The sequence below is a fragment of the Allotamlana fucoidanivorans genome, from assembly GCF_006265225.1.
Lineage (GTDB): Bacteria > Bacteroidota > Bacteroidia > Flavobacteriales > Flavobacteriaceae > Allotamlana > Allotamlana fucoidanivorans.
Genome location: NZ_VDCS01000011.1, coordinates 75,450 through 98,962 on the forward strand (window position 1 = coordinate 75,450; position 23,513 = coordinate 98,962).

A 23,513-nucleotide genomic window follows, 5' to 3' on the forward strand; every position below is an offset into this window, starting at 1 on the left:
CGTCCTATTTGTTTATACCCTGTGATGACAAATACCTTTGATAAGCTCTGGCATTCATATTGTGTTGAGATAAGGTTTTAGCAAACTTATGAAAACCTAAACGCTTCGCATCAGCAGCAAAATATAAATACTTATGGGTTTCAGAATTTAAAACCGCATCAATGGCCGATATATCCGGCATAGCTATTAAGCCTGGAGGAAGCCCTCTATGCTTGTAGGTGTTGTAAGGCGAATCAATGTCTTTATGAATATTAAGAACACGTTTTATAACGGTATCTTTATATTTAGGTAATTGATAGGCTGCAAACTTTAAGGTAGGATCTGCTTGAAGTGGCATTCCAATCCTTAGCCTATTCAAATAAACGCCTGCAATACGAGGTTGTTCTTGAGCTTGTTTAGATTCTTCGTGCACAATGGAAGCTAATGTCATCACTTCATCAGGAGCCATACCAATAGCCTTTGCTTTTTCTAATCTGGCACTATTCCAAAAACGTTTATATTCGGTCAACATTTTTTCTCGAAAGGTTTGCGCAGAGGTATTCCAATAAAACTCATAACTATTTGGAATATACATACCTAGGGCTGTTGCTTCAGTAAATCCGTTTTCTTTAAGAAATGTAGCATCTTTCATCACCTCTATTAACGAAATACTATCTGCCTCAATTTGCATAGACACTCTTCCCGCCAACTTCTCAAGAGACTCTTGATTATTAAAAGCTAATTTTATGGGTAGATTTCTACTTCTAATGGAGTTTATAATATCATTGTTGGTCATCCCCTTTTTAATCTCATACCTTCCCGCCTTGATATTTGAAGAGTACTCTTTCCTTTCAGCCAAATCATCAAATGAATCTATGTCTAACAACAGAGGTTCTAACTGACTTCTAACCTCCTGATAAGTGGCATTAGTTGGAATAAAAACATATGCAGATTCATTATTGAATGCCGTATTAGGCTTCAACATTGCCTTATAAACAAAATTGGCAAAAAAAGCGGCTGCAATAAGCCCCAAAATAGCTGTAGCTAAAAGTATTTTTTTAATGTACATTTAATGATTAATAAGCTGAAATAAATATTCGTTTTTATATTCTCCGTTAACTAAATTCCAATCCTTTTTCAAGCCTACTTCTATAAATCCTTTGCTTAAAAATAGTTTAAGACTGGCTTCATTGTCTTCTGAAATACAACAATGCAGTTGATGTAATGCTAAATGTGAAAAACTATACTTTATAAGTAAATCTAGTGCTTCGCTACCGTAACCTTTGAATCGATCTTCAAAATTTTTCACTAAAATACCTAAACCTGCCCTTCTATTCTTAAAATCAAAATCAAACAAATCAATCAAACCTAGAGGCTCATCTTTATAATTTGATATAACAAGTCGCAATTGCTTAACCTCAAAAATATCTTTGTGTGCATTTTCAAGATATTGTTTGATTAAAAATCTAGAATAAGGTGTTTGCGTGCAACTAATTTCCCAGATAGATTCATCATTTTCTACCTGGTAAATAAATTCTAAATCTTCAGGTTCTAAGGCACGAAGGTAAATATGTTCTCCTTTTAGAGTTATCATATACTTCCCTTAAAAACAAAAGTTGCTGGCCCAATTAACCATACATTTTTATACTCACCATTTTGCGTATCAAAACACACTTCAAGTTCACCGCCTTCCACGCTAAGCTTAACATGATTAGTGTTAACTTCTCCCATAGCGTGCATAGCAATGGCTACCGCTGTAGCTCCCGTACCACATGACAAAGTTTCATCTTCAACACCGCGCTCATACGTTCTTACCCTAAACGTATTTTCTGAAATTTTCTTTACAAAATTCACGTTTGCTCCGGCCTCATTATATGGTGCTCCATATCTTATTTTTGCGCCTTCTTTTTTAATATCAAACGCTTGGATTTGATCCTCAAATTGAACGTGATGTGGCGAACCTGTATTTAAAAACACGTAATTTTCATAAGTTTCAATAGTATCAACATCAACCATTTGTAACTTCACAATACCATCTTTAATGGTTGCATGATGTAAGCCGTCAACAGCCTCAAAAACAGCTTTGTCTGAAATAACCCCTAACTGTTGTGCAAAAGCAACAAGGCATCTACCACCATTACCACACATAGAACTTTCATTTCCATCAGCGTTGTAATACACCATTTTAAAATCATATTCTGGGTGATTTTCAAGAAGAATTAATCCATCGGCGCCTATGCCAAAACGTCGGTCACACATAAAGGCGACCTGTTTGGTATCATTTTTGTCAAAATTTTGTTGACGATTATCAATCATCACAAAATCATTTCCAGTTCCTTGATATTTATAAAACGTTTGCTGCATATTTTTTTTGCAAATATATAAATATTAAACCGTAAATGTGGCGTGTTAAATCGTCGTTAAAGTTGAATTTAAAATTCAATAAATATTTAATTTTAATGTTAATGAATAAAACTTAAATGCATATTATGAAGAAGATTATAACATTAGTTTTGGTTTCAGCTTTAGGTGGTATTTTTACTTTAGGCGCTTATAAACTATTTATACAAGACAACAAACCTGTGGTTGTTACAGCAGATACTAGTCCTGCTTTTTTACCAACCAGTAATTTAAACACCTTGCTAAAAACGGGTGAAGCACCAGATTTTGTTAGTGCTGCCGAAAATACGGTTAACGCTGTAGTTCATGTAAAAAATGTTACTATGAGTTCTGGTCAAATGAGCTTTCAGGATTTCTTTTACGGAAGAAGTTCACCAAAGGCTCAGGTTGGCACAGGGTCTGGGGTTATTATTAATGCTGATGGTTATATTATTACGAATAACCATGTTATCAATAATGCACAGGAACTATCTGTAACATTAAACAATAATAAGACCTATAAAGCTGAATTGGTTGGGGCCGATCCAAAAACTGACATCGCTTTATTAAAAATAGAAGCTGATGAAGATTTACCTTTTGTAACTTTCGCTGATTCAGATACCGCAAAAGTTGGTGAATGGGTATTGGCTGTTGGCAATCCATTTAATTTAACATCAACGGTAACTGCTGGTATTATCAGTGCAAAATCAAGAGATTTATCAGGAACCAGTGCACAGTCTTTTATACAAACTGATGCCGCTGTAAATCCAGGAAATTCTGGTGGTGCTTTAGTAAATACCAATGGTGAACTTGTGGGTATTAATACGGCTATTACCTCGCAAACAGGATCTTATATTGGATATTCATTTGCTGTACCTAGTAATATTGCTAGAAAAGTGGTTGAAGACATCATGGAATATGGCAATGTTCAAAATGGTATTTTAGGTATTCAAGGTGGTGCCCTTAATAGTGACATTGCTGAGCGTATTGGGGTTAGTGATACCGAAGGCGTTTACGTAGATAGTGTAGTTGAAGATTCAGGTGCCGATAAAGCCGGCTTACAAAAAGGAGATATTATTAAAGAGATTGACGACATAAAAGTTTCCAAGTTTTCAGATTTAACTGGGCATTTAAGTGCCAAACGTCCTAATGATGTGGTTAACTTAAAACTTTCAAGAGATGGTAAAATTAAAACAGTTGCTGTAACCTTAGCAAAAAACGAAACTATCACTATGCCATTAGTGGGAAGAATAAAAAATGCTAAAGCAACTGATTTAAAAAAATACCGTGCTGAAAATGGGGTTAAAATTATTCAGCTGAATGAAGAATACGAAGAATATTGGAAAAATAACGGGGTAACTCAAGGTTGTATTATTACAGCTATTAACGGGGTTAAAATCAATTCTGTTGATGATGTTCAGCGTGTTCTAAAAAACAAATCGCTTTATGAATCATTGAAAATAGAGTTGATTAATGAGCAAGGAGAAAAAGAGCGTTACAACTTCAGATAAGTTGTTCTCAATTATAAGAGATAACCCTTCAAAACCGAGTGAATTTTGAAGGGTTATTTTTTTCTTAAAACCTTTTACGAAAACGTTTGAAATATGGTATTTTAGTCGAAAATTTTATTCAAAACTAAACTACAACAAAACACTATGAGTTCTAACAAAACTTATGAAAACGAATTGGCTTTTCAAGCCGATAGAAGGAAAGCAACCGTTGAATTTATAAAAATTATAAGTGACCTTTGGTATGACAGATCCATTGAACTTGTTCTTTTTAGAAATCAACTTATTGACCGAACGGTGAGTCAAATTTTAAATCTTCATGACTATGCTGGCAAATTTGTTCAAAAACCTATCTCCATTTTTGATTCGGTAGAAATCGCTCAAGCCATAAAAAGCTTAAACATTCCTCCTGCTAAGCTTGATATAGGTAAACTTACCTATGAATATCACCTTGAAGAAAACCAGCACAATAACGCTACAGCGTTTATAGCTAGAAAGCTTAAGGACGCTAGAAAAAATGGAGAGATTGCTCCTAAAGATGTCATTCTGTACGGCTTTGGTAGAATAGGACGACTCATTGCTAGAGAACTCATGACAAGAACAGGATCGGGAAGCCAATTAAGACTAAGAGCCATTGTGACACGGGGAGACATCACTGCCGAAATTTTAAAAAAAAGAGCCTCTCTCTTAAGAAACGATTCGGTTCATGGTGATTTTCCAGGAACAGTTTCAACAGATATTGATAAAAATGCTTTGATTATTAATGGAACAACGGTTTATGTTATCTCAGCAAATTCACCTGAAAACATGGACTATACAAAATACAGTATCAATAATGCCTTAGTTATAGATAATACAGGTGCCTTTAGAGATAAAATATCGTTAGGCAAGCATTTAAAATCTAAAGGAGTAGATAAAGTCCTGTTGACCGCGCCCGGTAAAGAAATCCCCAATATAGTATATGGCGTAAACCACAAAGCATACAACCCTGATACTATTGACATTTTTTCAGCAGCATCCTGCACAACGAATGCCATTACCCCTGTTTTAAAAGTCATTGAAGATTCATTTGGAGTAAAAAACGGGCATCTTGAAACGATTCATGCCTACACCAATGACCAAAATTTAGTTGATAATTTTCATAAAAAATACCGACGTGGTCGTGCAGCGGGACTCAACATGGTGATTACAGAAACTGGAGCAGGCCAAGCCGTAGCCAAAGCACTTCCCAGTTTGGAAGGAAAACTAACTTCAAATGCTATTAGAGTACCCGTTCCTAATGGTTCTTTAGCGATTCTTAATTTAGAATTAGAAACAAAAACCAGCTTAAATGGTGTTAATACCATTCTTAAAAAATATGCCCTGGAAGGTGATTTAGTGGAGCAAATAAAATTTGAATTGAGTGACGAATTAGTTTCTAGCGATATTGTTGGAAGTTCTGCTCCTTCAATATACGATAGTAAAGCCACTATTGTAAGAGCCGATGGAAAAAATATTATTATTTACATTTGGTATGACAATGAATATGGCTACAGCCATCAAGTGGTTAGATTAGCAAAATATATTGCCAAAGTAAGACGTTATACTTATTATTAAAAAATGATGATCTAAATTAAAATTTAAAACGTATATAAATCAGCCTCATTTTATGAGGCTTTTTGAATATTATAAGCATTTAATAAACAATATTTTATAAATTGCGCAACCAAAATAAACCATTAAAGCATTCCGAAAAATGAATTTTATAAAGTCTTTACTTGTTATTCTTTTCTCTTTTTTATTTTCAATGACCTCATTTTCACAAGTAAAAAGTGAGGATGACAATCTCTCTCTTAACAGCGGTACTATAGATAACCAATTTGAATTTGTAATAAGAAAATCAAATAACTATCAAAATTACAAAGTAGTTAACAAAAGCTGGTTATACACCTTAAAAGCACATACTTTAGATACCCTAAAAGCTGTGCATAAAGACTTAAACGAAACAAGAAGCGTTGTAAAACAACAGGCTCAAGAAATTTCAGATTTGCAAAGCAATCTTTCAAATACGAAGATGGATTTAGACCAAACAAATATTGAAAAGAATAGTATGGCCTTATTTGGTATGCAAATGAGTAAAACCAATTACAATGTGCTAATGTGGTCTATAATTGGTGCCCTATTAGCCTTATTGTTATTTTTTATTTATAAGTTTAAAAACAGTAATGCAATAACTACCGAAGCCAGAAGAAATTTAGCAGAAATTGAAGAAGAGTTTGACGAGCACAGACGAACGGCATTAGAGCGCGAGCAGAAAGTACGACGTCAATTACAAGACGAAATAAACAAGCAAAAGAAAGGATAAATTTGCTTCTATAACCTGTCAAAGTTTCATGTTAATGTTGTGTATTAATTTGGAACGCCATTTGTATAAAAAACAATACGTCAATTTTTTATAGTTTAATTTTTAAAAATTTTAGATTATGGAGAAAAAACCTATTGTTGTTCAACTTGTTGGCCAAGACCAGCAACATTACTTAATCAAATTTCCAAATTTAGAGATTCCTGTTAAAGTGAATCAAAACCTTTTTATGAAAATGAAGTTCAGCCAAGAGTACTTGTTTTCAAATTTAAATACCACGGTATCCCATTCAAATTCTGCATAGGCTAAAAAAACAGATTATATTTAGGTTGAGTTTTACTTCAAAACTCAACCTTTTTTATTTCTTTTTATTTGTATGAAGTTGCAAGACTAAAAAAGGAATATCAATTTTAAACGCAAACGTTTCTACCATATGTTTTGTAAATAACCGCTCTATAAATGAATGTTTTTTATTCATCATCGCTAACAATTCTATATTATTCGCGGCAATATAGTTCTGAATAGCTTCAAAAATATGTTTTGAATTGGAATCTATATAATCATGGCTAGCCTCAGGAAAATAGGTTTTAAAAAACTCCTCATTACGTTCCTGGTTTTGTGCTAAGTGATGCTCATCGGCCACATGAATAATGTTTAACTGAGCCTTACTCAATTCCCATAAATGCTGCATCACTCTAAACTCTTTTGAGTTGAACAGGGCCAAATTATTAGTTGTAAATGCTATCTTTTCTATTGTCTTAAACTTGCAGGCATCAGGTATTACTAAAACAGGTGTTTTGCACCGCTGTATAACCCTAACAGTATTACTACCAAATAATTTTTTTCCTAACCCTGAAGCACCTTTTGTTCCCATAATAATGAAATCTATTTGGTACTCATCAGAAATTTGGTTTATAGCATCAATAAAATTATCATAATCAACAATTGAAAAAAATTCATGCTTATCATTTTGATATTCACTAGTAACTATTGAAATAATATTTTCAATAGACTTTTTAGCAGCATCAATTAAAGTATTATAAATAGTGGTTGAAGTGTTAGAAGCTATAATATCATCTGAAATAAAAGAAGACGCTTTTTGCACATTCAATATGTAAAAATTACAAGGCTCATCTTTAAGTAAATCCATTGCATAATGAATGGCATTCAATGAGTTTTTAGAAAAATCTGAAGGTAAAAGAATGTTTTTCATGATACGGTATTTTTATATAAACAAGAACCTTCCCCATCACATGATCACTTTATTTAGAGCTTATTTATTGATTCACATTAAGTAAATATAATTGAGATGAGAGATTTATACTATGACAAATATCAGCTAGGTGAGTTCAACCCTTTGCACTACAAGGTTTACCCAAATTCTTTTTTGAAAAAGAACCTATCTAAACCATAAGAAATTCTTAGTTAATTGCTATATTCGTTGAAGCCATTAATTTGATAATGACTAATAAAAGATTATTTTTTTAAATTGACACATTGGCAAATGTAGGTATTAGGCCTATAAAATATTATGAAAACCATTTTCACGCTTTCATTACTTGCTTTACTAGGTACCTGTGCAACACCTAAATACACACAACGTATTAAAACCCTAAAAAACAGTATTGTAGTTGCTGACAGCGCTTTAATTGCTCAATATTCCAATACTATTACAAAAGAGGAATTAAAATCACATCTTTATACATTCGCATCTGGTGAATTTGAAGGCAGAAAAGTGGGTGAAAAAGGGCAAAAATTAGCAGCAAATTTTTTAAAGAATTACTACCAAACTGAGCATATACCAACCCCTTTTGGAGCAAATAATTATTATCAAATTGTTCCTAATCATTATTTATCAGATGATTTAAATGACTCAGAAAATGTTTTGGCATATATTGAAGGAAAAGAAAAACCTGAAGAAGTTATCATCATATCGGCACATTTAGACCACCTAGGTCTATCTGATAACGGCGACATTTATTACGGTGCAGATGATGATGGGTCTGGTAATGTTGCCATTATGGAAATGGCACAAGCCTTTAAACTAGCTGCCAAAAATGGACATCAACCCAAGCGGTCTATTCTATTTTTACATTTAACTGCCGAGGAAATTGGTCAACTGGGAGCTGAATTCTACACAAAGTACCCAGTATTTGAACTACATAACACCATAGCCAATCTTAATATTGATATGATAGGTCGTATTGATGATTTACACCAAAACAATAAAAACTACCTGTATTTAATTGGTTCAGATAGGTTAAGCCTTGAACTACACTACTTATCAGAAAAGATAAACAACACCTTTTTCAATATTAATTTAGACTACAGATATAACAAAGAGAATGATGTTAATCACTATTATGAGCGATCAGATCACTATAAATTTGCAAATAAAGGTATTCCTGTTATTTTCTATTTCAATGGCGTTCATGCAGATTACCACAAACCAAGTGACACGCCCGATAAAATTGATTACGCCATGCTTGAGAAACGCACAAAGCTTATTTTTGCTACCGCATGGCAAATTGCCAATCAGAATACAAAACTTAAGGTAGACAGCGACAATCAATTGTTAAAATAGACCGAAAAGACACGCCCTAATCAATTCATTTTTGTAATATCGCAACAATAACAGTAAATAAAGTCACATTGAAAAAAATAATCCTACTTTTTTGCGCTACATTATCACTAACTGGTTGTAGTTCTTCTCAAAATAAAAACCAAAAAGTATCTAACACAGAAGTCTACGTAGAAAATATTGTAGCAAGTGACCTTAAAAAGATGTTATTTACGTATGCCTCAGATGAATTTGAAGGAAGAAAAACAGGAGAACTAGGGCAAAAAAAAGCAATAGCGTTTATTAAAGAGTTTTATCAATCAAACAATATCCCTTCTCCATTAGGAGGTGAGGATTATTTTCAAGACATTCCAGCATCTTATTTTACGGGTGACATTAAAGCTTCTGAAAATGTTTTAGCGTTTATAAAAGGCTCTGAAAAACCTGATGAAATTATTATTATTTCTGCTCATTTAGATCATATAGGAATCTCCAGCAATGGTGATATTAATAATGGTGCTGATGATGATGGGTCTGGAACAGTAGCTATAATGTCCATTGCTAAGGCTTTTAATGAGGCAAAAAAAGCGGGAAATGGTCCTAAACGCAGTATTCTTTTTTTACATGTTACAGGCGAAGAACTTGGCTTATATGGTTCGCGTTATTATGCAGATGTTGACCCCGTTTTCCCCTTAAAAAATACGGTTGCTAATTTGAATATTGATATGATTGGACGGGTAGACAAGAAACATGAAGGCGGTGAAAACTACTTGTATCTTATAGGTTCAGATAAACTAAGTCAAGAATTACACGATGTTTCTGAAGAAGTGAATAAAGCATATTTTAATTTAGAATTTGACTATACTTATAATGATGATAATGATCCGAATCGTTTTTATTACCGTTCAGATCATTACAATTTTGCCAAGCACAATATTCCCGTAATTTTTTACTTTAACGGTACACATGCAGATTATCATAGACCATCTGACACACCCGATAAAATTAACTACGAATTCCTTGAAACCCGTACGCGATTAATCTTTCATACGGCTTGGGAATTAGCTAATAGACATGACAGAATAAAACTAAATTAAGTATAGATACCTATTCAATTTTCACTAGGCACTGGAATGTTGTAAATCTTATTTATTAGGAAGATTACACTATCTTTGCGCTCTTAATTGATTATTCATGCGCATTGACATTATTACTGTTTTACCAGAACTACTTAAAAGTCCTTTTGAAGCTTCCATATTAAAGCGAGCTATTGAATCTGGGTTAGTAGAAGTCCATTTTCATAATTTAAGAGATTATACTACAGATAACTACAAATCTGTAGATGACACCCAATTTGGTGGTGGCGCTGGTATGGTCATGACCATTGAACCTATTGACAAGTGTATTTCTGCATTAAAAGCAGAACGAAACTATGATGACATCATTTATATGACACCCGATGGAGAAACCTTAAGGCAAGGTATTGCTAATCAATTATCATTAAAAGAGAATATAATTATTTTATGCGGTCATTACAAAGGTGTAGATCAGCGTGTTCGTGACCATTTTATTACTCGAGAAATATCAATTGGAGATTACGTGCTTTCTGGTGGCGAATTAGGAGCTGCCGTACTCTGTGATGCGATGATAAGACTCATTCCTGGCGTTTTAGGAAATGAAACCTCTGCGCTTACCGATTCGTTTCAAGACAATTTGCTAGCACCGCCCATTTACACAAAACCACGTGAATACAAAGGCATGAAAGTACCTGAATTGTTGTTTAGCGGAAATTTACCCGCAATAGAAAAATGGCGTGAAGAACAAGCCTATTTAAGAACCAAAGAGCGACGCCCTGATTTATTAGAGGAATAGTTTTTCTATTTTGAACTTAGCTGAGGTTATTATAACAAATAACTAATGTGGCTATAAACTGTGTTAAGGATAGTAGTGGCATCCTTTTTTGAGGTTATCAAGAACAAAATAAAATTTTGTTTGTAGATACCGAAGCGAAGCTTCAAAAAAGATAGAGCGGATAGCCTGACCCGCAGGGTAACACTAAAAAAATTACAATAAAAAGTTGTTGATAATTAATTTATGATTATTTTTGCACCCAATTTCGGGTTAACCTCTGGCGAGAATCGTGAATGTTGTTCTGAATCAACCATTTAATATTTTAAAGATATGGAATCTTTAGTAAAATTTGTACAAGACGAATTTGTAACCAAGAAAGAATTACCGGAATTTGCAGCTGGTGATACTATTACTGTTTACTATGAAATTAAAGAGGGTAACAAAACACGTACTCAGTTTTTTAGAGGTGTAGTTATTCAGAGAAGAGGATCTGGCACTTCAGAGACTTTTACAATTAGAAAAATGTCTGGGTCAATAGGTGTTGAGCGTATCTTCCCTGTAAATTTACCAGCATTACAAAAAATTGAAGTTAACAAACGTGGTAAAGTACGTAGAGCTAGAATTTACTACTTTAGAGGTCTTACTGGTAAAAAAGCCAGAATCGCTGAGCGTAGACGTTAATATGTATAATCCCTTAACGGGAGTTTTAAAAGCCTTGAGTTTCTCTCAAGGCTTTTTTTATTAACAAAAGTTGATAACTAGAGTTTATAAATGGTTAATAACTAATTCACTGAAAACCTTGGTTTTACACTATATTATTTATATATTAGCACAAGAAATAATGACAACCCATAAGTTGGTTTCGCCTCAACAACGAATTTGCATTATTTTCTAAATAAGGTAACGTTCTTAAACACAATTGTTTTTTGAGATTAATTTACAACATGTGTAGGCATGAAAGTAAAATAATCATGATATTAAGAATCATATGAGTCATGTAAGTAGTTCATATGATGATTAATTGAAAGTTTAAAATCCATAATGATTAAAAAGTTATTGTGGTAATTAAAACAATGCTTTTAATATTTTAACGCGAAAGCGAAGAGGGATTTAATAGCATCAAGAAAAACAATTAACGAAGCATTTATTTGGTGGGTCAATACATTTTGAAAATCAAAAAAATGTTTCATTGAAATAACAAAACTTGAACTGAAAGTTTAAATGAAAATTTTAAACACATTTAGTAAAAGTACTAAATAGGTCACGTAGCGTTATTTCGAGAAAGCCATGTCAACATAGATTAAGTTCTGTTGTGATATGGCTTTTGTTATTTAATAACTTATTTACTAATTTTTTAAAGCATTCTTACCTTTACCATTCATTTTTGGCATTATTGCAAATCTATTATAGCTAAACGTTTTCAATAATGTAAAAAATGTTTATAACGCTGTAATTTTGTATATTCGCATCGCGAAAAACGAACCTCATTCTAAGCAGGTATTTTTTCTCACTTTATTTAATTCCATAAAACCGACACTGAATGTCTAAAATAATTTATACAAAAACCGACGAAGCTCCGGCGTTAGCAACACGTTCTTTATTACCCATTGTTAAAGCATTTGTAAAATCTTCTGGTATAGAAATTGAAACTAAAGATATTTCTCTAGCCGCAAGAATTTTGGCTGTGTTCCCTGATTTTTTAACAGAAGAGCAACGTGTTTCTGATGATTTAGCTATTCTTGGAGAATTGGCTAAAAAACCAGAAGCTAATATTGTTAAATTACCAAACATTAGTGCTTCAATTCCGCAATTAAAAGGCGCTATTAAAGAATTACAAACTTTAGGTTTTGCCATTCCTGATTATCCTAATGAACCACAAAACGATGTTGATGAAGATGTTAAAGCCCGTTATGACAGAATAAAAGGAAGTGCTGTAAATCCTGTTTTACGTGAAGGAAATAGTGACAGACGTGCCCCTAAAGCGGTAAAGAATTATGCAAAAAAGAATCCGCATTCTATGGGGGCATGGACAAGTGATTCTAAATCACATGTAGCTACTATGGAAGCAGGTGATTTTGCCCACAATGAAAAATCTATAACACTTCCTGAAGCAAATACCATTACCATACAGCATAAAGATGCTAATGGTACTATAACCGTTTTAAAAGATGGTTTAACACTTCAAAAAGCTGAAATTATTGATGCTACTGTAATGAGCAAAAAAGCATTGATAAGCTTCTTGGAACAACAAGTTGAAGATGCCAAAGCAAAAGATATTTTGTTTTCATTACATATGAAAGGTACCATGATGAAGGTTAGTGACCCAATCATTTTTGGTTATGCCGTAAAAGTATTTTTCAAAGATGTGTTTGAAAAACATGGTGCTGTTATTAAAGAGTTAGGAGTTAATGTGAATTCTGGGTTAGGAAATCTTTTAGAACGCATTCAAGAATTACCCGATGATAAACGTAAAGAAATTGAAGCTGATATAGAGACTACCTATAAAAACGGCCCAGATATTGCCATGGTAAACTCCACTAAAGGCATCACCAACTTACATGTTCCTAGTGATGTAATTATTGACGCTTCCATGCCTGCTATGATTCGTACTTCGGGTAAAATGTGGAATGCTAAAGGAGAATTACAAGACACTAAAGCCGTTATTCCTGATAGTAGCTATGCAGGAATTTATGCTGCAACTATTGATTTTTGCAAAAAGAATGGTGCGTTTGATCCTACAACAATGGGTACTGTACCCAATGTTGGACTTATGGCTCAAAAAGCTGAAGAATACGGATCACATGATAAAACCTTTGAAATTGCTTCAAATGGTGTTGTAGAAGTTATTGATGCTTCAGGTCAATTATTATTTTCTCACAATGTAGAAGCTGGAGATATCTGGAGAATGTGTCAAACCAAAGATGCTCCTGTTCAAGACTGGGTAAAATTAGCTGTAACGCGAGCACGTGCCTCTCAAACACCTGCCGTATTTTGGCTAGACAAAAATAGAGCCCACGATGCAGAGTTGATTAAAAAAGTGAATACGTATTTAAAAGATTATGATACCACGGGGTTAGATTTACGAATTTTATCTCCAATTGAGGCTACTCAATTTACCTGTGAACGCCTTAAAGAAGGGCTTGATACTATCTCTGTTTCAGGAAATGTACTACGTGATTATTTAACCGATTTGTTTCCTATTTTAGAGGTTGGAACAAGTGCTAAAATGCTTTCTATTGTACCACTAATGAATGGTGGTGGTTTATTTGAAACTGGTGCTGGCGGATCTGCTCCTAAACACGTTCAACAATTACTAGAAGAAAACCACTTACGCTGGGATTCTTTAGGTGAATTTTTAGCTCTTGCCGTTTCTTTAGAACATTTTAGTGAAGTAAATAATAACCCTAAAGCTAAAATTTTAGGATCATGCTTAGATAGTGCAACAGAACGTCTTCTTGAAAACAAAAAAGGACCTTCTAGAAACGTTGGAGAATTAGATAATAGAGGAAGTCACTTTTATTTAGCCATGTATTGGGCTCAGGAATTGGCTAATCAAAATAAAGATCAAGATCTTAAGGCTGAATTTACGCCTATTGCTAAGGCATTAGCTGAAAATGAAGACAAAATTGTTAATGAGCTAAATAGTATTCAAGGGCAACCTACCGATATTGGCGGTTACTATGAACCTGATGAAACGCTTATAAATCAAGTTATGCGTCCAAGTAAAACCTTTAATAGCCTTATAGGATAATACAATATTGGTATAAAGTATTTATATTAAGATAACTGAAAAGCTCCTAATATCGGGAGCTTTTTTTTATACATTTACAGTACAAAAATTGCTATAGAATAGTTTTCTCATTCTATATAAAAGAAAAAAACTAGTAAATGAAAAAACTACTAACCTCAGTGCTTTGTGTGTTGGTACTCAATGTATTTTCTGCTGTATCCCAAGAAAAACACACTATTAGTGGAACAATTATAGAAGAAAAGAGTAATGAAACACTTATAGGTGTTAATATTATTTTTCCAGAAATCCAAGCAGGAACAACCACCAATGAATATGGGTTCTACTCCATCACGTTACCTGCAAACACCTACAAAATGATCATTAGTTACTTGGGTTTTTCTACAATTTATGAAACTATTGCGCTTTCTGAAAATATCACAAAGAATTATAGTTTAGAAGATGAACTTGAAAGTTTAGATGCGGTTATTATTACTGAAAATGTTGAAAAAACGAATATTAAGACACCTCAAATGGGCGTAAATAAACTTACCGCTAGCACTATAAAAAATATTCCTGTTGTACTCGGTGAATCTGATATTATAAAAGCCATTACATTACTTCCTGGGGTTACCACAGCTGGCGAAGGTGCTTCGGGTTTTAATGTAAGAGGTGGAGCCGCAGATCAAAACTTAATCTTATTAGATGAAGCCACTATTTATAATTCCTCTCACCTCTTTGGCTTTTTCTCTGTGTTTAATCCTGATGCCATCAAAGATTTAAAACTCTACAAAGGAGGTATTCCAGCGCGGTATGGTGGACGAGTTTCATCTGTTTTAGACATTTATCAAAAAGAAGGTAATAGCAAAAATTTCCACGCCAATGGTGGTATTGGTTTAGTGTCTAGCCGATTACTTTTAGAAGGACCACTAAAAAAAGAAAAAGGATCTTTTTTGTTGGGAGGGCGATCTAGTTATGCACATTTATTCTTACCTCTTTTCGATATTGATAATGTGGCCTATTTCTATGACCTAAATACTAAATTAAGTTATAACATAAACCCTCGCAACAATATCTTCCTCTCTGGATATTTTGGTAGAGATGTGTTTAGAATAGAAGATACTTTTGAAAATTCCTATGGTAATGCCGTTTTAAATTTTAGATGGAATCACCTGTTTTCAGATAAACTCTTTTCAAATCTATCATTAATTTATTCAGATTATGATTATGATTTAAAGCTTAATTTTGTTGAGTTTGATTGGGTTTCTGGCATTAGAAATTTCAATTTAAAGTATGATTTTAAACATTATTTAAATCAAAAATTAAAATTACAATACGGATTAAATAGCGTTTATTACAAGTTCAATCCGGGCGACATAAAGCCCACCACCCCTAGTTCTGGCATCAATCCATTTAAATTAACAGATAAATACGCCTTTGAAAATGCCATTTATTTTGATGCCGAACATAACATTTCAGATAGACTAGCCCTTTCCTATGGTTTACGGTTAAGTAGCTTTCATCGCTTAGGACAAGATGAACTCAATATCTATGAGAAGGACCAAGCTGTGGTCTTTAATACTGATTTTCAAATTTATGAAAAAGCCACACCTATAGGTGTTGAAAACTATAAACGCAGTGATGTTATTAAAAGTTTCTTCAACCTTGAACCCAGAGCTTCATTGTCTTATCAATTAAATGAGGATAATTCGGTTAAAATAAGCTATAACAGAATGAGTCAATATCTCCACTTATTATCAAACACTAACTCACCTACTCCTTTGGATGTTTGGACACCTAGTGGAAAATACGTGAAACCGCAGCTATTAGATCAATACGCTATTGGTTATTTTAAAAATTTTGACAATAATGATTATTCTCTCGAGGTAGAAAGCTTTTACAAAAAAGTTCAAAATAGAATCGATTATATTGACGGTGCCGATTTAATTGCCAATAATGCCATTGAGCAAGTTATCCTCAATGGAAAATCAAGATCTTATGGTTTAGAATTTTTACTCAGAAAAAACAATGGACGTTTTAAGGGCTGGTTAGCCTATACTATATCAAAAGCAGAACAACAAACACCTGGTAGAACTCCAGAAGAAACAGGTATTAATAATGGCAAATGGTATAACACGCCCTTTGATAAAACCCATGATGTATCCATAACAGCAAGTTATGACATCAACGAAAAATGGAAGTTTAACACCAATTTCTTATTCCAAACGGGCCAACCCGCTACCTTTCCTAATGGACAATACGAATATAATGGCCTAAATATTCCTAACTATAGTGACAGAAATTCAGATAGACTTCCCGCTTATCACAGACTAGATTTAGCAGTAAACTACACTCCTAAACCTAACAAAAAAGAAGGTTGGCAAAGTTATTGGGTTTTTGGCCTATATAATGTTTATAATAGAAGAAATGCGGCTTCTATTAGCTTTACTCAAAATACTGAAACAGGTAGAAATGAGGCGTTGCGGTTATCTATTTTTGGGGTGGTACCCTCTGTTTCTTATAATTTCAAATTTTAAGTCCATGAAAAAATTATTTTATATAGGTATTTTAATAGCCATGGCATTAACATCTTGCCAAGACGTTATCGATGTTGATTTACAAACTGCTGAACCTAGATTGGTTATTGATGCTTCTTTAAGTTGGAAAAAAGGCACTAATGGCAGCTCGCAGTCTATAAGATTAACGCTTACTGCACCATATTTTGCAGATAATGTGCCACCAGCCACCGGAGCAACCGTAAGCGTCACGGATTCCAATAACACAAGTTTTAATTTTTTAGAGCAAGGAGAATCTGGGGTTTATACCAACGCCAATTTCATTCCTGTTATTGATGAAACTTATACACTTAATATTAATTATAAAAATGAAACCTATACAGCTACAGAAACCCTTGTTCCTGTTGTTCCTATAGATTTTGTTGAACAAAAAAATGATGGTGGTTTTTCAGGTGAAGATATTGAAATTAAAGTCTATTATACAGACCCTGCTGATATTGAAAATTTTTATTTATTTGAATTTTTAGTTGTTGAAAGAAACACCTTAAGTTTAGAAGTTTATGATGATGAATTTACAGATGGAAATCAAATTTTTGCCTTTTATACGGACGAAGATTTAAAAGCTGGTGATGAATTGATTATCAAAAATTCAGGAATTTCAGAACGCACCTATAATTTTTTAAATATTTTACTGCAGCAAACGGATGATAATTCTGGAGATCCTTTTGAAACACAGCCTGCCACAGTAAGAGGAAATTGTATTAATACCAGCAATCCTAAAAATTATCCTTTAGGTTATTTTAGAGTTACCGAAACAGACGAAATAACATATATTGTTCAATAAGGTATTAGTTCGTTTACATTCAAGTAAGCCTTTGCTATTTATTAAAATATCAACCTAGTAGTAAATGAATTTTGATTACTTTTGAATCATGAATTTTACCAAAACTACCGAACAAGATTCTAACTATAATCATCTGGAGAAGATGCCTGTTTCAAAGCTTCTTAAAAACATCAACAACGAAGACAAAACAGTTCCCTTAGCCGTTGAAAAAGCCCTACCTCAAATTGAGGCTTTAGTGATTCAAATAGTTTCTAAACTTAAACATGGCGGGCGATTATTTTATTTAGGTGCTGGTACTAGTGGAAGACTAGGCATTGTTGATGCTTCTGAGTGCCCACCAACGTTTGGAGTTTCTCATGATTTGGTTGTAGGACTCATTGCTGGTGGAGATTCAGCCATTAGAAAAGCCGTTGAATTTGCCGAAGATTCAACCGAACAAGGTTGGAAAGATTTACAAGCCTATAATATTTCTCAAAAAGATGTTGTTATTGGTATAGCAGCTTCTGGCACTACACCATACGTTATTTCTGCCCTTGAACAATGTAATAACAACAAGATTATTACAGGTTGTATTACCTGCAATGAAAAGAGTCCACTTGCTTTAACTGCCCAATTTCCTGTTGAAGTTATTGTAGGTCCTGAATTTGTTACAGGAAGTTCTAGAATGAAGGCTGGTACTGCCCAAAAACTAGTATTAAATATGCTTACTACAGCTAGTATGATTCAATTGGGACACGTTAAAGGCAATAAAATGGTAGATATGCAGCTAAGCAATAATAAATTAGTTGATCGTGGCACCAAAATGATAATGACCGAACTACAAATACCTGAAGCTTTGGCTTTAGAACTCCTTACCAAGTACAAAAGTGTACGTGAGGCGATTAAAAATTATAATGATGCAAGACAATAAAACAGACAAAAAATTACTATTTAAAGGACTAAAAACATTACTCTTCTCTCTATTAAGCCTCTTTATGGGACCTATACTTTTAAGTTTTGCTTTTAGTAAACCTGATGAACCGCTTTACTTACCATTATTAATTATTGGCTGCGCTATTTGTGCCATGGCTGTTTTCATGATGTTTAAAGGCATTAAAATCATCATGGATAGTATGTTTAAGAAATAGTTGTAACTAATAATTACTCAATTAGTGGTTTTGGAGTACTTGGGTTATAGCCAAACGTTACATCACTAGAAACAATCCCTAAACGCTCAAGAATATAATTGATAATAGCGTAATGATGAATAGTATGGCTATTGGCCTGAGCAAACAAGCTTCCGTAAGTATAAGGTATCATTGTTTTCCCTAACCCCAAATCATCAATCACAATAAGTGCATCACTCATATTGAAAGTGACTGATTTTAATTTTTCAATACTTTCATTTAAGTATTGTATAGCCGATTGACAATCATACTCTACCACTTTGTTGCGGCGTCTAGCAATTAAATCAACAACGCCTTCATTTGTACCCCTAAAAATACAATCGTAAAAATCTAAAACATGTCTAATATGGCTACCAATACTGGAATAATAAGGTGCTACCGAAGTGTCAGAAAATTGGTCATTGGTTAAACCACTTAATATATATTGAGATTTCTGAAGTGTTTTTAAGTTGGCTTGCAAGATGTTATTCATGCATACTAAAATAGTTAAATATTATTATTAAAAAAATATTTAACTATTTCAGTATGAAGATTATGAATTTTCTATACCTTATTTTAAAGCAAGCATTTAATATGATGCAAGTATTACCTCAGGAAAGTTAGCCTCTTGCTGATACTTATTAAGGCTCTCTTCTGTTATTGCTGTTTGCCAAGCATAAACCTTTTGTAACTTATGCATATGCATTAAACTCTCTAAGCAATTATCTGTAATGTTGTTATTATAAATATTCAAGCTTAAAAGATTGGAATGATTTTCTAGTAATTTTAAGCCTTTATCAGTTATTTGATTTCTATTAACAACTAATTTTTCCAGATTATTAAAAGTGTTAATTATCTCAAGATGTGCATCGGTAAGTTGATTATCTTCAATATATAACCACAGTATATTGCTCTTTAAATTAGCAAGTTTTTGAAGTTTTAGAGTCAAATCCTTTGTACCCTTATCCATATTGTAGTTTGGTAAAACTACCTCATAAACATTTGAATTGAAAACCAATTCCCTAAAATTAAACCCTTCAGCCATTAACTCTTCAAGAACATGAGTTTCAACTGGAGATACTTTTGGCAAAGTAACTTCCTTGTTATGCCCCATTTTTTCAAACCCTAAAAAAACAGATGCAATATGCTTCATACTGTCTGAGGTTTTTACTGCAGATACTTTTGAACTGAAATTAGCATGGGCATTATCTATCCAATACTTCAAAATAAAAATTTCATCTTCAGTCAATGGTGTTTTGCCCTCAGGAGGCATGAAATCATCATGTTTTGGATCTAACAACACACGTTTTATCATTTCAGATTCCATCGCATTTCCGGCCACTACAACTTTTCCATTTTTACCTCCTTTAAAAATAGATAGTGAATCTTGAAAAGACAATCCGCCCTTTTTCTTATTTGAATTGTGGCAGCTTATACATTTCTCTTCAATAATAGGTTGAGCTAAATAGTCAAAAATAACAGCATCCTCTACTTTAGCAATCTTAGGAAGCGTTTTTTGCTCCTTTTGAGTAAATGGTAAATATTTGGTTAAGTAGTCACTTCCGTGTGTTAAATTTCCACCATAATGTCCAGTGATACTCAGTAAGACCACAATGAGCGTTAACAATGAAATATTTGATTTAGCAGTATTTAAAACGGTCAACTTTAATTTATCCACCCGAATCAACCAAGCCAGTAAAACAATTACCGTTGTAACGACTCCAAAATAAAAATGGGAGTCTAGCATAGACACTTCATAATCACCACTCAATGAAAGCATATACCCTAAAACACATGCTATTAGCGCTGTTATAAAGCCTAAAAATAGAGCAAAAGGCACAGCCGATTTTAGCGCTTTTCTATCAGGGTGTTTTCCAAACCATTCTAACAAAAAGGCAAAAAACAAAAAGCCAATAGGCAAATGCACTACTAAGGGGTGAAACCTTCCTAAAAACAGCACAAAATCTGGTACTTCAGTCATAAAAAACTCTCAATTTTGTTTAAACACGTTCTAACTTATATGGTGCGGAATGGTTAGCATTCCACTGACATATATATACATTTTTATCTTCATCTATACATACATCGTGACCATGTAGTATAGGCTTTTCGTCAATTTGAAAAGACTTTTGAAGTTCACCATCCTTATAAACAGGCGCTGTACCGCCTGGATTGGAGACAACTTTATCACCCTCTAAAATAGTTACAAAACCAGTATGATCTTTCCAGTTGGTTTTACCGACTTTAGGTTGAGACCAACAAACACCAGCATACAAATTAGTATCATCAAAAACGGGCCTGCATACCTGCATATTTGGTAAGTGTAACGTTTTAATATACTTCCCATCTAACGTAAACCATTTAAAACAAGCTTGACTTCGAGATGTTACAACAACCATTGGATTGTTTTTATCTCGATAATCTATTGCAACGCCATGGGCGCTCATTATCCGGTAGTTTTCATCTGGATTATCACTTCCTCCCCAATGCCTAATGTATCTTCCATAAGCATCATATTGAACAACGCGACTCATACCATAGCCATCAGCAACATAAATATCACCGTTTGGTCCAATGGCGGTTTCGGTTGGACAAAAATCCTCACCTGGCTTATAAATACCAATAGTTACTGGGTGTCCGATATCAAAAATTACCTTACCATCAACCGTAGTTTTCGCAACACGACCATTATGCTTTACCATTTTGTTATTCTTACCTAGTGCCCAACCAGAATCTGCTATATATAACATATCTTCTCCGCCTTCGTCATGTAATGTCAACCCATGACCTCCTTGATAAGCTGTGCCCCAAAAATCTAATAACTTACCAGATTTATCAAAAATTAGAATATTATTTTGCGGATGATCGCCTATCATGATCAAACGACCTTTGCTATCCATTACCATTTCATGGCAATTTAATAATGGTGTTCTGGTAGAACTCAATTGTGCCCAGTTTTTAGTAAGTTTATACTTATAATCACCATGACCTAGAATTGTATCTGTTTCATTAAGCAAATGATTTGATTGTTTCTTACTTGTAATAATAGACGCTCCAAAAGTTGATGAAGATGCTGCCAAAGCGGCTCCTGCTAAGCTTGTGTTTTTTAAAAAGTTTCTTCTAGTAGTCATAATTTTTAGTTTAGTATTAGGTAAGTAAATCTTTTACAACATGACCGTGAACATCTGTTAATCTGAACCTTCTTCCTTGGTGTTTAAAGGTTAAACGCTCATGGTCAATACCAAAAAGATGTAATAGTGTAGCATGAAAATCATGAACATGAACAGGATCTTTCACTACGTTATAACTAAAATCATCAGTTTCTCCATAAGAAAATCCAGGTTTTACGCCAGCACCTGCCATCCACATTGTAAATGCTTTTGGGTGATGATCTCTACCATAATTCTTATCGGTTAATTGCCCCTGTGAATACACCGTTCTTCCAAACTCTCCGCCCCAAACAACCAGCGTATCATCAAGCATACCTCGTTGCTTTAAATCTTTTATTAAAGCGGCTGTAGCCTGATCTGTTTTCCTACTTTGGTTTCTAACACCTCCAGGACATCCTATATGCTGATCCCAACCTTGATGAAATAACTGTACAAATTTCACGCCTTTTTCTAAAAGTTTTCTTGCCATTAAACAGTTGGCTGCATACGTTCCAGCATCACGGCTGTCTTTTCCATATAATTCAAAAATATGATCTGGCTCATCAGAAGTATCTGTAACTTCTGGCACTGATGTTTGCATACGATAAGCCATTTCATACTGTGTCATTCTAGCCTGAATTTCGGGATCTCCGTAAGCATCATTTTGAATATTGTTAAGCCTCCCTAAATAATCTAACATCTTTTTGCGGTCATTCCCATCATAATTATCAGGATTATTTAAGTAAAGTACAGGATCTTTTCCTGATCTAAATTGAACACCTTGGTGCTCAGTAGGTAAAAAACCATTGCCCCATAAACTTGCCTTTAGGGGCTGACCTTTTCCGTTTTTTGAAACCAGCGTAATAAAGGTTGGTAAATTATCATTATCAGATCCTAAACCATAACTTAACCATGATCCCATGGAAGGCCTACCTGGAAGTTGATGACCCGTTTGAAAAAATGTTACTGCTGGTGTATGGTTAATTTGATCGGTTTGCATGGATTTTATGAAGCATAAATCATCAACCACTTCTGATAAATAAGGCATAGCTTCACTTACCCAAGCTCTAGACTCCCCATACTGTTTAAATTTTAATGATGAAGGTGCTACTGGTAAAGTACTTTGACTGCCACTCATACCAGTAAGTCTTTGTCCGCCTATAACCGATTCTGGTAAGTCTTTACCAAACATATCTACCAGTTTAGGTTTATAATCAAATAAATCTAATTGTGATGGCCCTCCACTTTGAAATAGATATATAATGCGTTTGGCTTTAGGTAAATGATGCGGTAACCCCTGTTTATTTTTATTAAATAAAGGCATATTACTACCTACATTAGCCCAAGCTTTTTCTGTATTTAATAAACTACCTAGCGCTAGGGCTCCAATACCTAGTGAGGTTTTCTTTAAAAAATGCCTTCTATCAAATTGTTTTTCAAAGCTTTGTAAATCCTTGTTATTTGATCTTAATATATCGTGATGATCACACATGGCGTTTTAAGTTTTGTTGAAA

Annotated in this window: 21 protein-coding genes; 13 read left to right on the plus strand and 8 right to left on the minus strand. The window is 33.7% G+C overall.

Going from position 1 to position 23,513, the window contains the following annotated elements:
• Positions 1 to 4 precede the first annotated feature (4 nt).
• Genes mltG through dapF form a run of 3 tightly spaced genes read right to left on the minus strand, consistent with a single transcriptional unit; the run spans position 5 to position 2,343 of the window.
• Positions 5 to 1,048: an endolytic transglycosylase MltG gene (mltG, locus tag FGF67_RS12220; protein ID WP_139698036.1), complete on the minus strand. Its 1,044-nt coding sequence runs from the start codon at positions 1,046 to 1,048 to the stop codon at positions 5 to 7.
• Positions 1,049 to 1,573 (minus strand): GNAT family N-acetyltransferase, encoded by a 525-nt coding sequence (locus FGF67_RS12225; RefSeq protein WP_139698037.1) that lies wholly within the window; start codon positions 1,571 to 1,573, stop codon positions 1,049 to 1,051.
• Positions 1,570 to 2,343 (minus strand): diaminopimelate epimerase, encoded by a 774-nt coding sequence (gene dapF, locus FGF67_RS12230; RefSeq protein WP_139698038.1) that lies wholly within the window; start codon positions 2,341 to 2,343, stop codon positions 1,570 to 1,572. The genes FGF67_RS12225 and dapF overlap by 4 nt, the downstream gene beginning before the upstream one ends.
• A 125-nt stretch (positions 2,344 to 2,468) precedes the next feature.
• Here dapF and FGF67_RS12235 point away from each other — a divergent pair, with 125 nt between their 5' ends.
• The 4 genes from FGF67_RS12235 (at position 2,469) to FGF67_RS12250 (ending at position 6,511) form a co-directional block, all read left to right on the plus strand.
• Positions 2,469 to 3,869: a trypsin-like peptidase domain-containing protein gene (locus FGF67_RS12235; protein WP_139698039.1), complete on the plus strand. Its 1,401-nt coding sequence runs from the start codon at positions 2,469 to 2,471 to the stop codon at positions 3,867 to 3,869.
• Between the two features lie 144 nt (positions 3,870 to 4,013).
• Positions 4,014 to 5,462, plus strand: coding sequence for a glyceraldehyde-3-phosphate dehydrogenase (locus tag FGF67_RS12240; RefSeq protein WP_139698040.1), 1,449 nt, complete (start codon positions 4,014 to 4,016; stop codon positions 5,460 to 5,462).
• Between the two features lie 139 nt (positions 5,463 to 5,601).
• Entirely contained in the window at positions 5,602 to 6,210 is a 609-nt protein-coding gene (locus FGF67_RS12245; protein WP_139698041.1) for a tRNA (guanine-N1)-methyltransferase, read from the plus strand.
• A 118-nt stretch (positions 6,211 to 6,328) separates the two neighbouring features.
• A complete protein-coding gene (locus FGF67_RS12250; RefSeq protein ID WP_139698042.1) occupies positions 6,329 to 6,511 on the plus strand; it encodes a hypothetical protein in 183 nt (60 codons plus the stop codon).
• 54 nt (positions 6,512 to 6,565) lie between these two features.
• Here the strand turns inward: FGF67_RS12250 and FGF67_RS12255 are convergent, their stop codons facing one another.
• Positions 6,566 to 7,420 (minus strand): universal stress protein, encoded by an 855-nt coding sequence (locus FGF67_RS12255; RefSeq protein WP_139698043.1) that lies wholly within the window; start codon positions 7,418 to 7,420, stop codon positions 6,566 to 6,568.
• 318 nt (positions 7,421 to 7,738) lie between these two features.
• On the opposite strand from FGF67_RS12255, the gene FGF67_RS12260 reads away from it, so the two are divergent.
• From FGF67_RS12260 to FGF67_RS12300, 9 genes are all read left to right on the plus strand, one after another.
• A complete protein-coding gene (locus tag FGF67_RS12260) occupies positions 7,739 to 8,791 on the plus strand; it encodes a M28 family peptidase (RefSeq protein WP_139698044.1) in 1,053 nt (350 codons plus the stop codon).
• A gap of 68 nt (positions 8,792 to 8,859) precedes the next feature.
• Positions 8,860 to 9,864 carry a M28 family peptidase gene (locus FGF67_RS12265; RefSeq protein WP_233244072.1) on the plus strand — a complete coding sequence of 335 codons (1,005 nt, stop codon included), beginning with the start codon at positions 8,860 to 8,862 and terminating at the stop codon, positions 9,862 to 9,864.
• 97 nt (positions 9,865 to 9,961) lie between these two features.
• A complete protein-coding gene (gene trmD, locus FGF67_RS12270; RefSeq protein WP_139698045.1) occupies positions 9,962 to 10,639 on the plus strand; it encodes a tRNA (guanosine(37)-N1)-methyltransferase TrmD in 678 nt (225 codons plus the stop codon).
• 309 nt (positions 10,640 to 10,948) lie between these two features.
• Positions 10,949 to 11,299: a 50S ribosomal protein L19 gene (gene rplS, locus FGF67_RS12275; RefSeq protein ID WP_139698046.1), complete on the plus strand. Its 351-nt coding sequence runs from the start codon at positions 10,949 to 10,951 to the stop codon at positions 11,297 to 11,299.
• Positions 11,300 to 12,158: 859 nt separating this feature from the next.
• Positions 12,159 to 14,369 (plus strand): NADP-dependent isocitrate dehydrogenase, encoded by a 2,211-nt coding sequence (locus FGF67_RS12280; RefSeq protein ID WP_139698047.1) that lies wholly within the window; start codon positions 12,159 to 12,161, stop codon positions 14,367 to 14,369.
• 137 nt (positions 14,370 to 14,506) lie between these two features.
• A complete protein-coding gene (locus FGF67_RS12285; protein ID WP_139698048.1) occupies positions 14,507 to 16,882 on the plus strand; it encodes a TonB-dependent receptor in 2,376 nt (791 codons plus the stop codon).
• Positions 16,883 to 16,886: 4 nt separating this feature from the next.
• Positions 16,887 to 17,705, plus strand: coding sequence for a DUF4249 domain-containing protein (locus FGF67_RS12290; protein WP_139698049.1), 819 nt, complete (start codon positions 16,887 to 16,889; stop codon positions 17,703 to 17,705).
• Between the two features lie 88 nt (positions 17,706 to 17,793).
• Positions 17,794 to 18,615: an N-acetylmuramic acid 6-phosphate etherase gene (murQ, locus tag FGF67_RS12295; protein ID WP_139698050.1), complete on the plus strand. Its 822-nt coding sequence runs from the start codon at positions 17,794 to 17,796 to the stop codon at positions 18,613 to 18,615.
• Positions 18,602 to 18,832 carry a DUF6095 family protein gene (locus tag FGF67_RS12300; protein WP_233244073.1) on the plus strand — a complete coding sequence of 77 codons (231 nt, stop codon included), beginning with the start codon at positions 18,602 to 18,604 and terminating at the stop codon, positions 18,830 to 18,832. Before murQ ends, FGF67_RS12300 begins: the two co-directional genes overlap by 14 nt.
• Positions 18,833 to 18,845: 13 nt before the next feature.
• On the opposite strand, the gene FGF67_RS12305 is transcribed toward FGF67_RS12300, so the two are convergent.
• The 4 genes from FGF67_RS12305 to FGF67_RS12320 all read right to left on the minus strand — a co-directional run bounded on the left by FGF67_RS12305 (position 18,846) and on the right by FGF67_RS12320 (position 23,491).
• A complete protein-coding gene (locus FGF67_RS12305) occupies positions 18,846 to 19,343 on the minus strand; it encodes a DinB family protein (RefSeq protein ID WP_139698052.1) in 498 nt (165 codons plus the stop codon).
• 96 nt (positions 19,344 to 19,439) lie between these two features.
• Positions 19,440 to 20,831 (minus strand): c-type cytochrome domain-containing protein, encoded by a 1,392-nt coding sequence (locus tag FGF67_RS12310; RefSeq protein WP_139698053.1) that lies wholly within the window; start codon positions 20,829 to 20,831, stop codon positions 19,440 to 19,442.
• A 19-nt stretch (positions 20,832 to 20,850) separates the two neighbouring features.
• Complete coding sequence (locus FGF67_RS12315) at positions 20,851 to 21,981, minus strand: twin-arginine translocation signal domain-containing protein (RefSeq protein ID WP_139698054.1); 1,131 nt, start codon at positions 21,979 to 21,981, stop codon at positions 20,851 to 20,853.
• Positions 21,982 to 21,997: 16 nt separating this feature from the next.
• A complete protein-coding gene (locus FGF67_RS12320) occupies positions 21,998 to 23,491 on the minus strand; it encodes a DUF1501 domain-containing protein (protein ID WP_139698055.1) in 1,494 nt (497 codons plus the stop codon).
• Positions 23,492 to 23,513 lie beyond the last annotated feature (22 nt).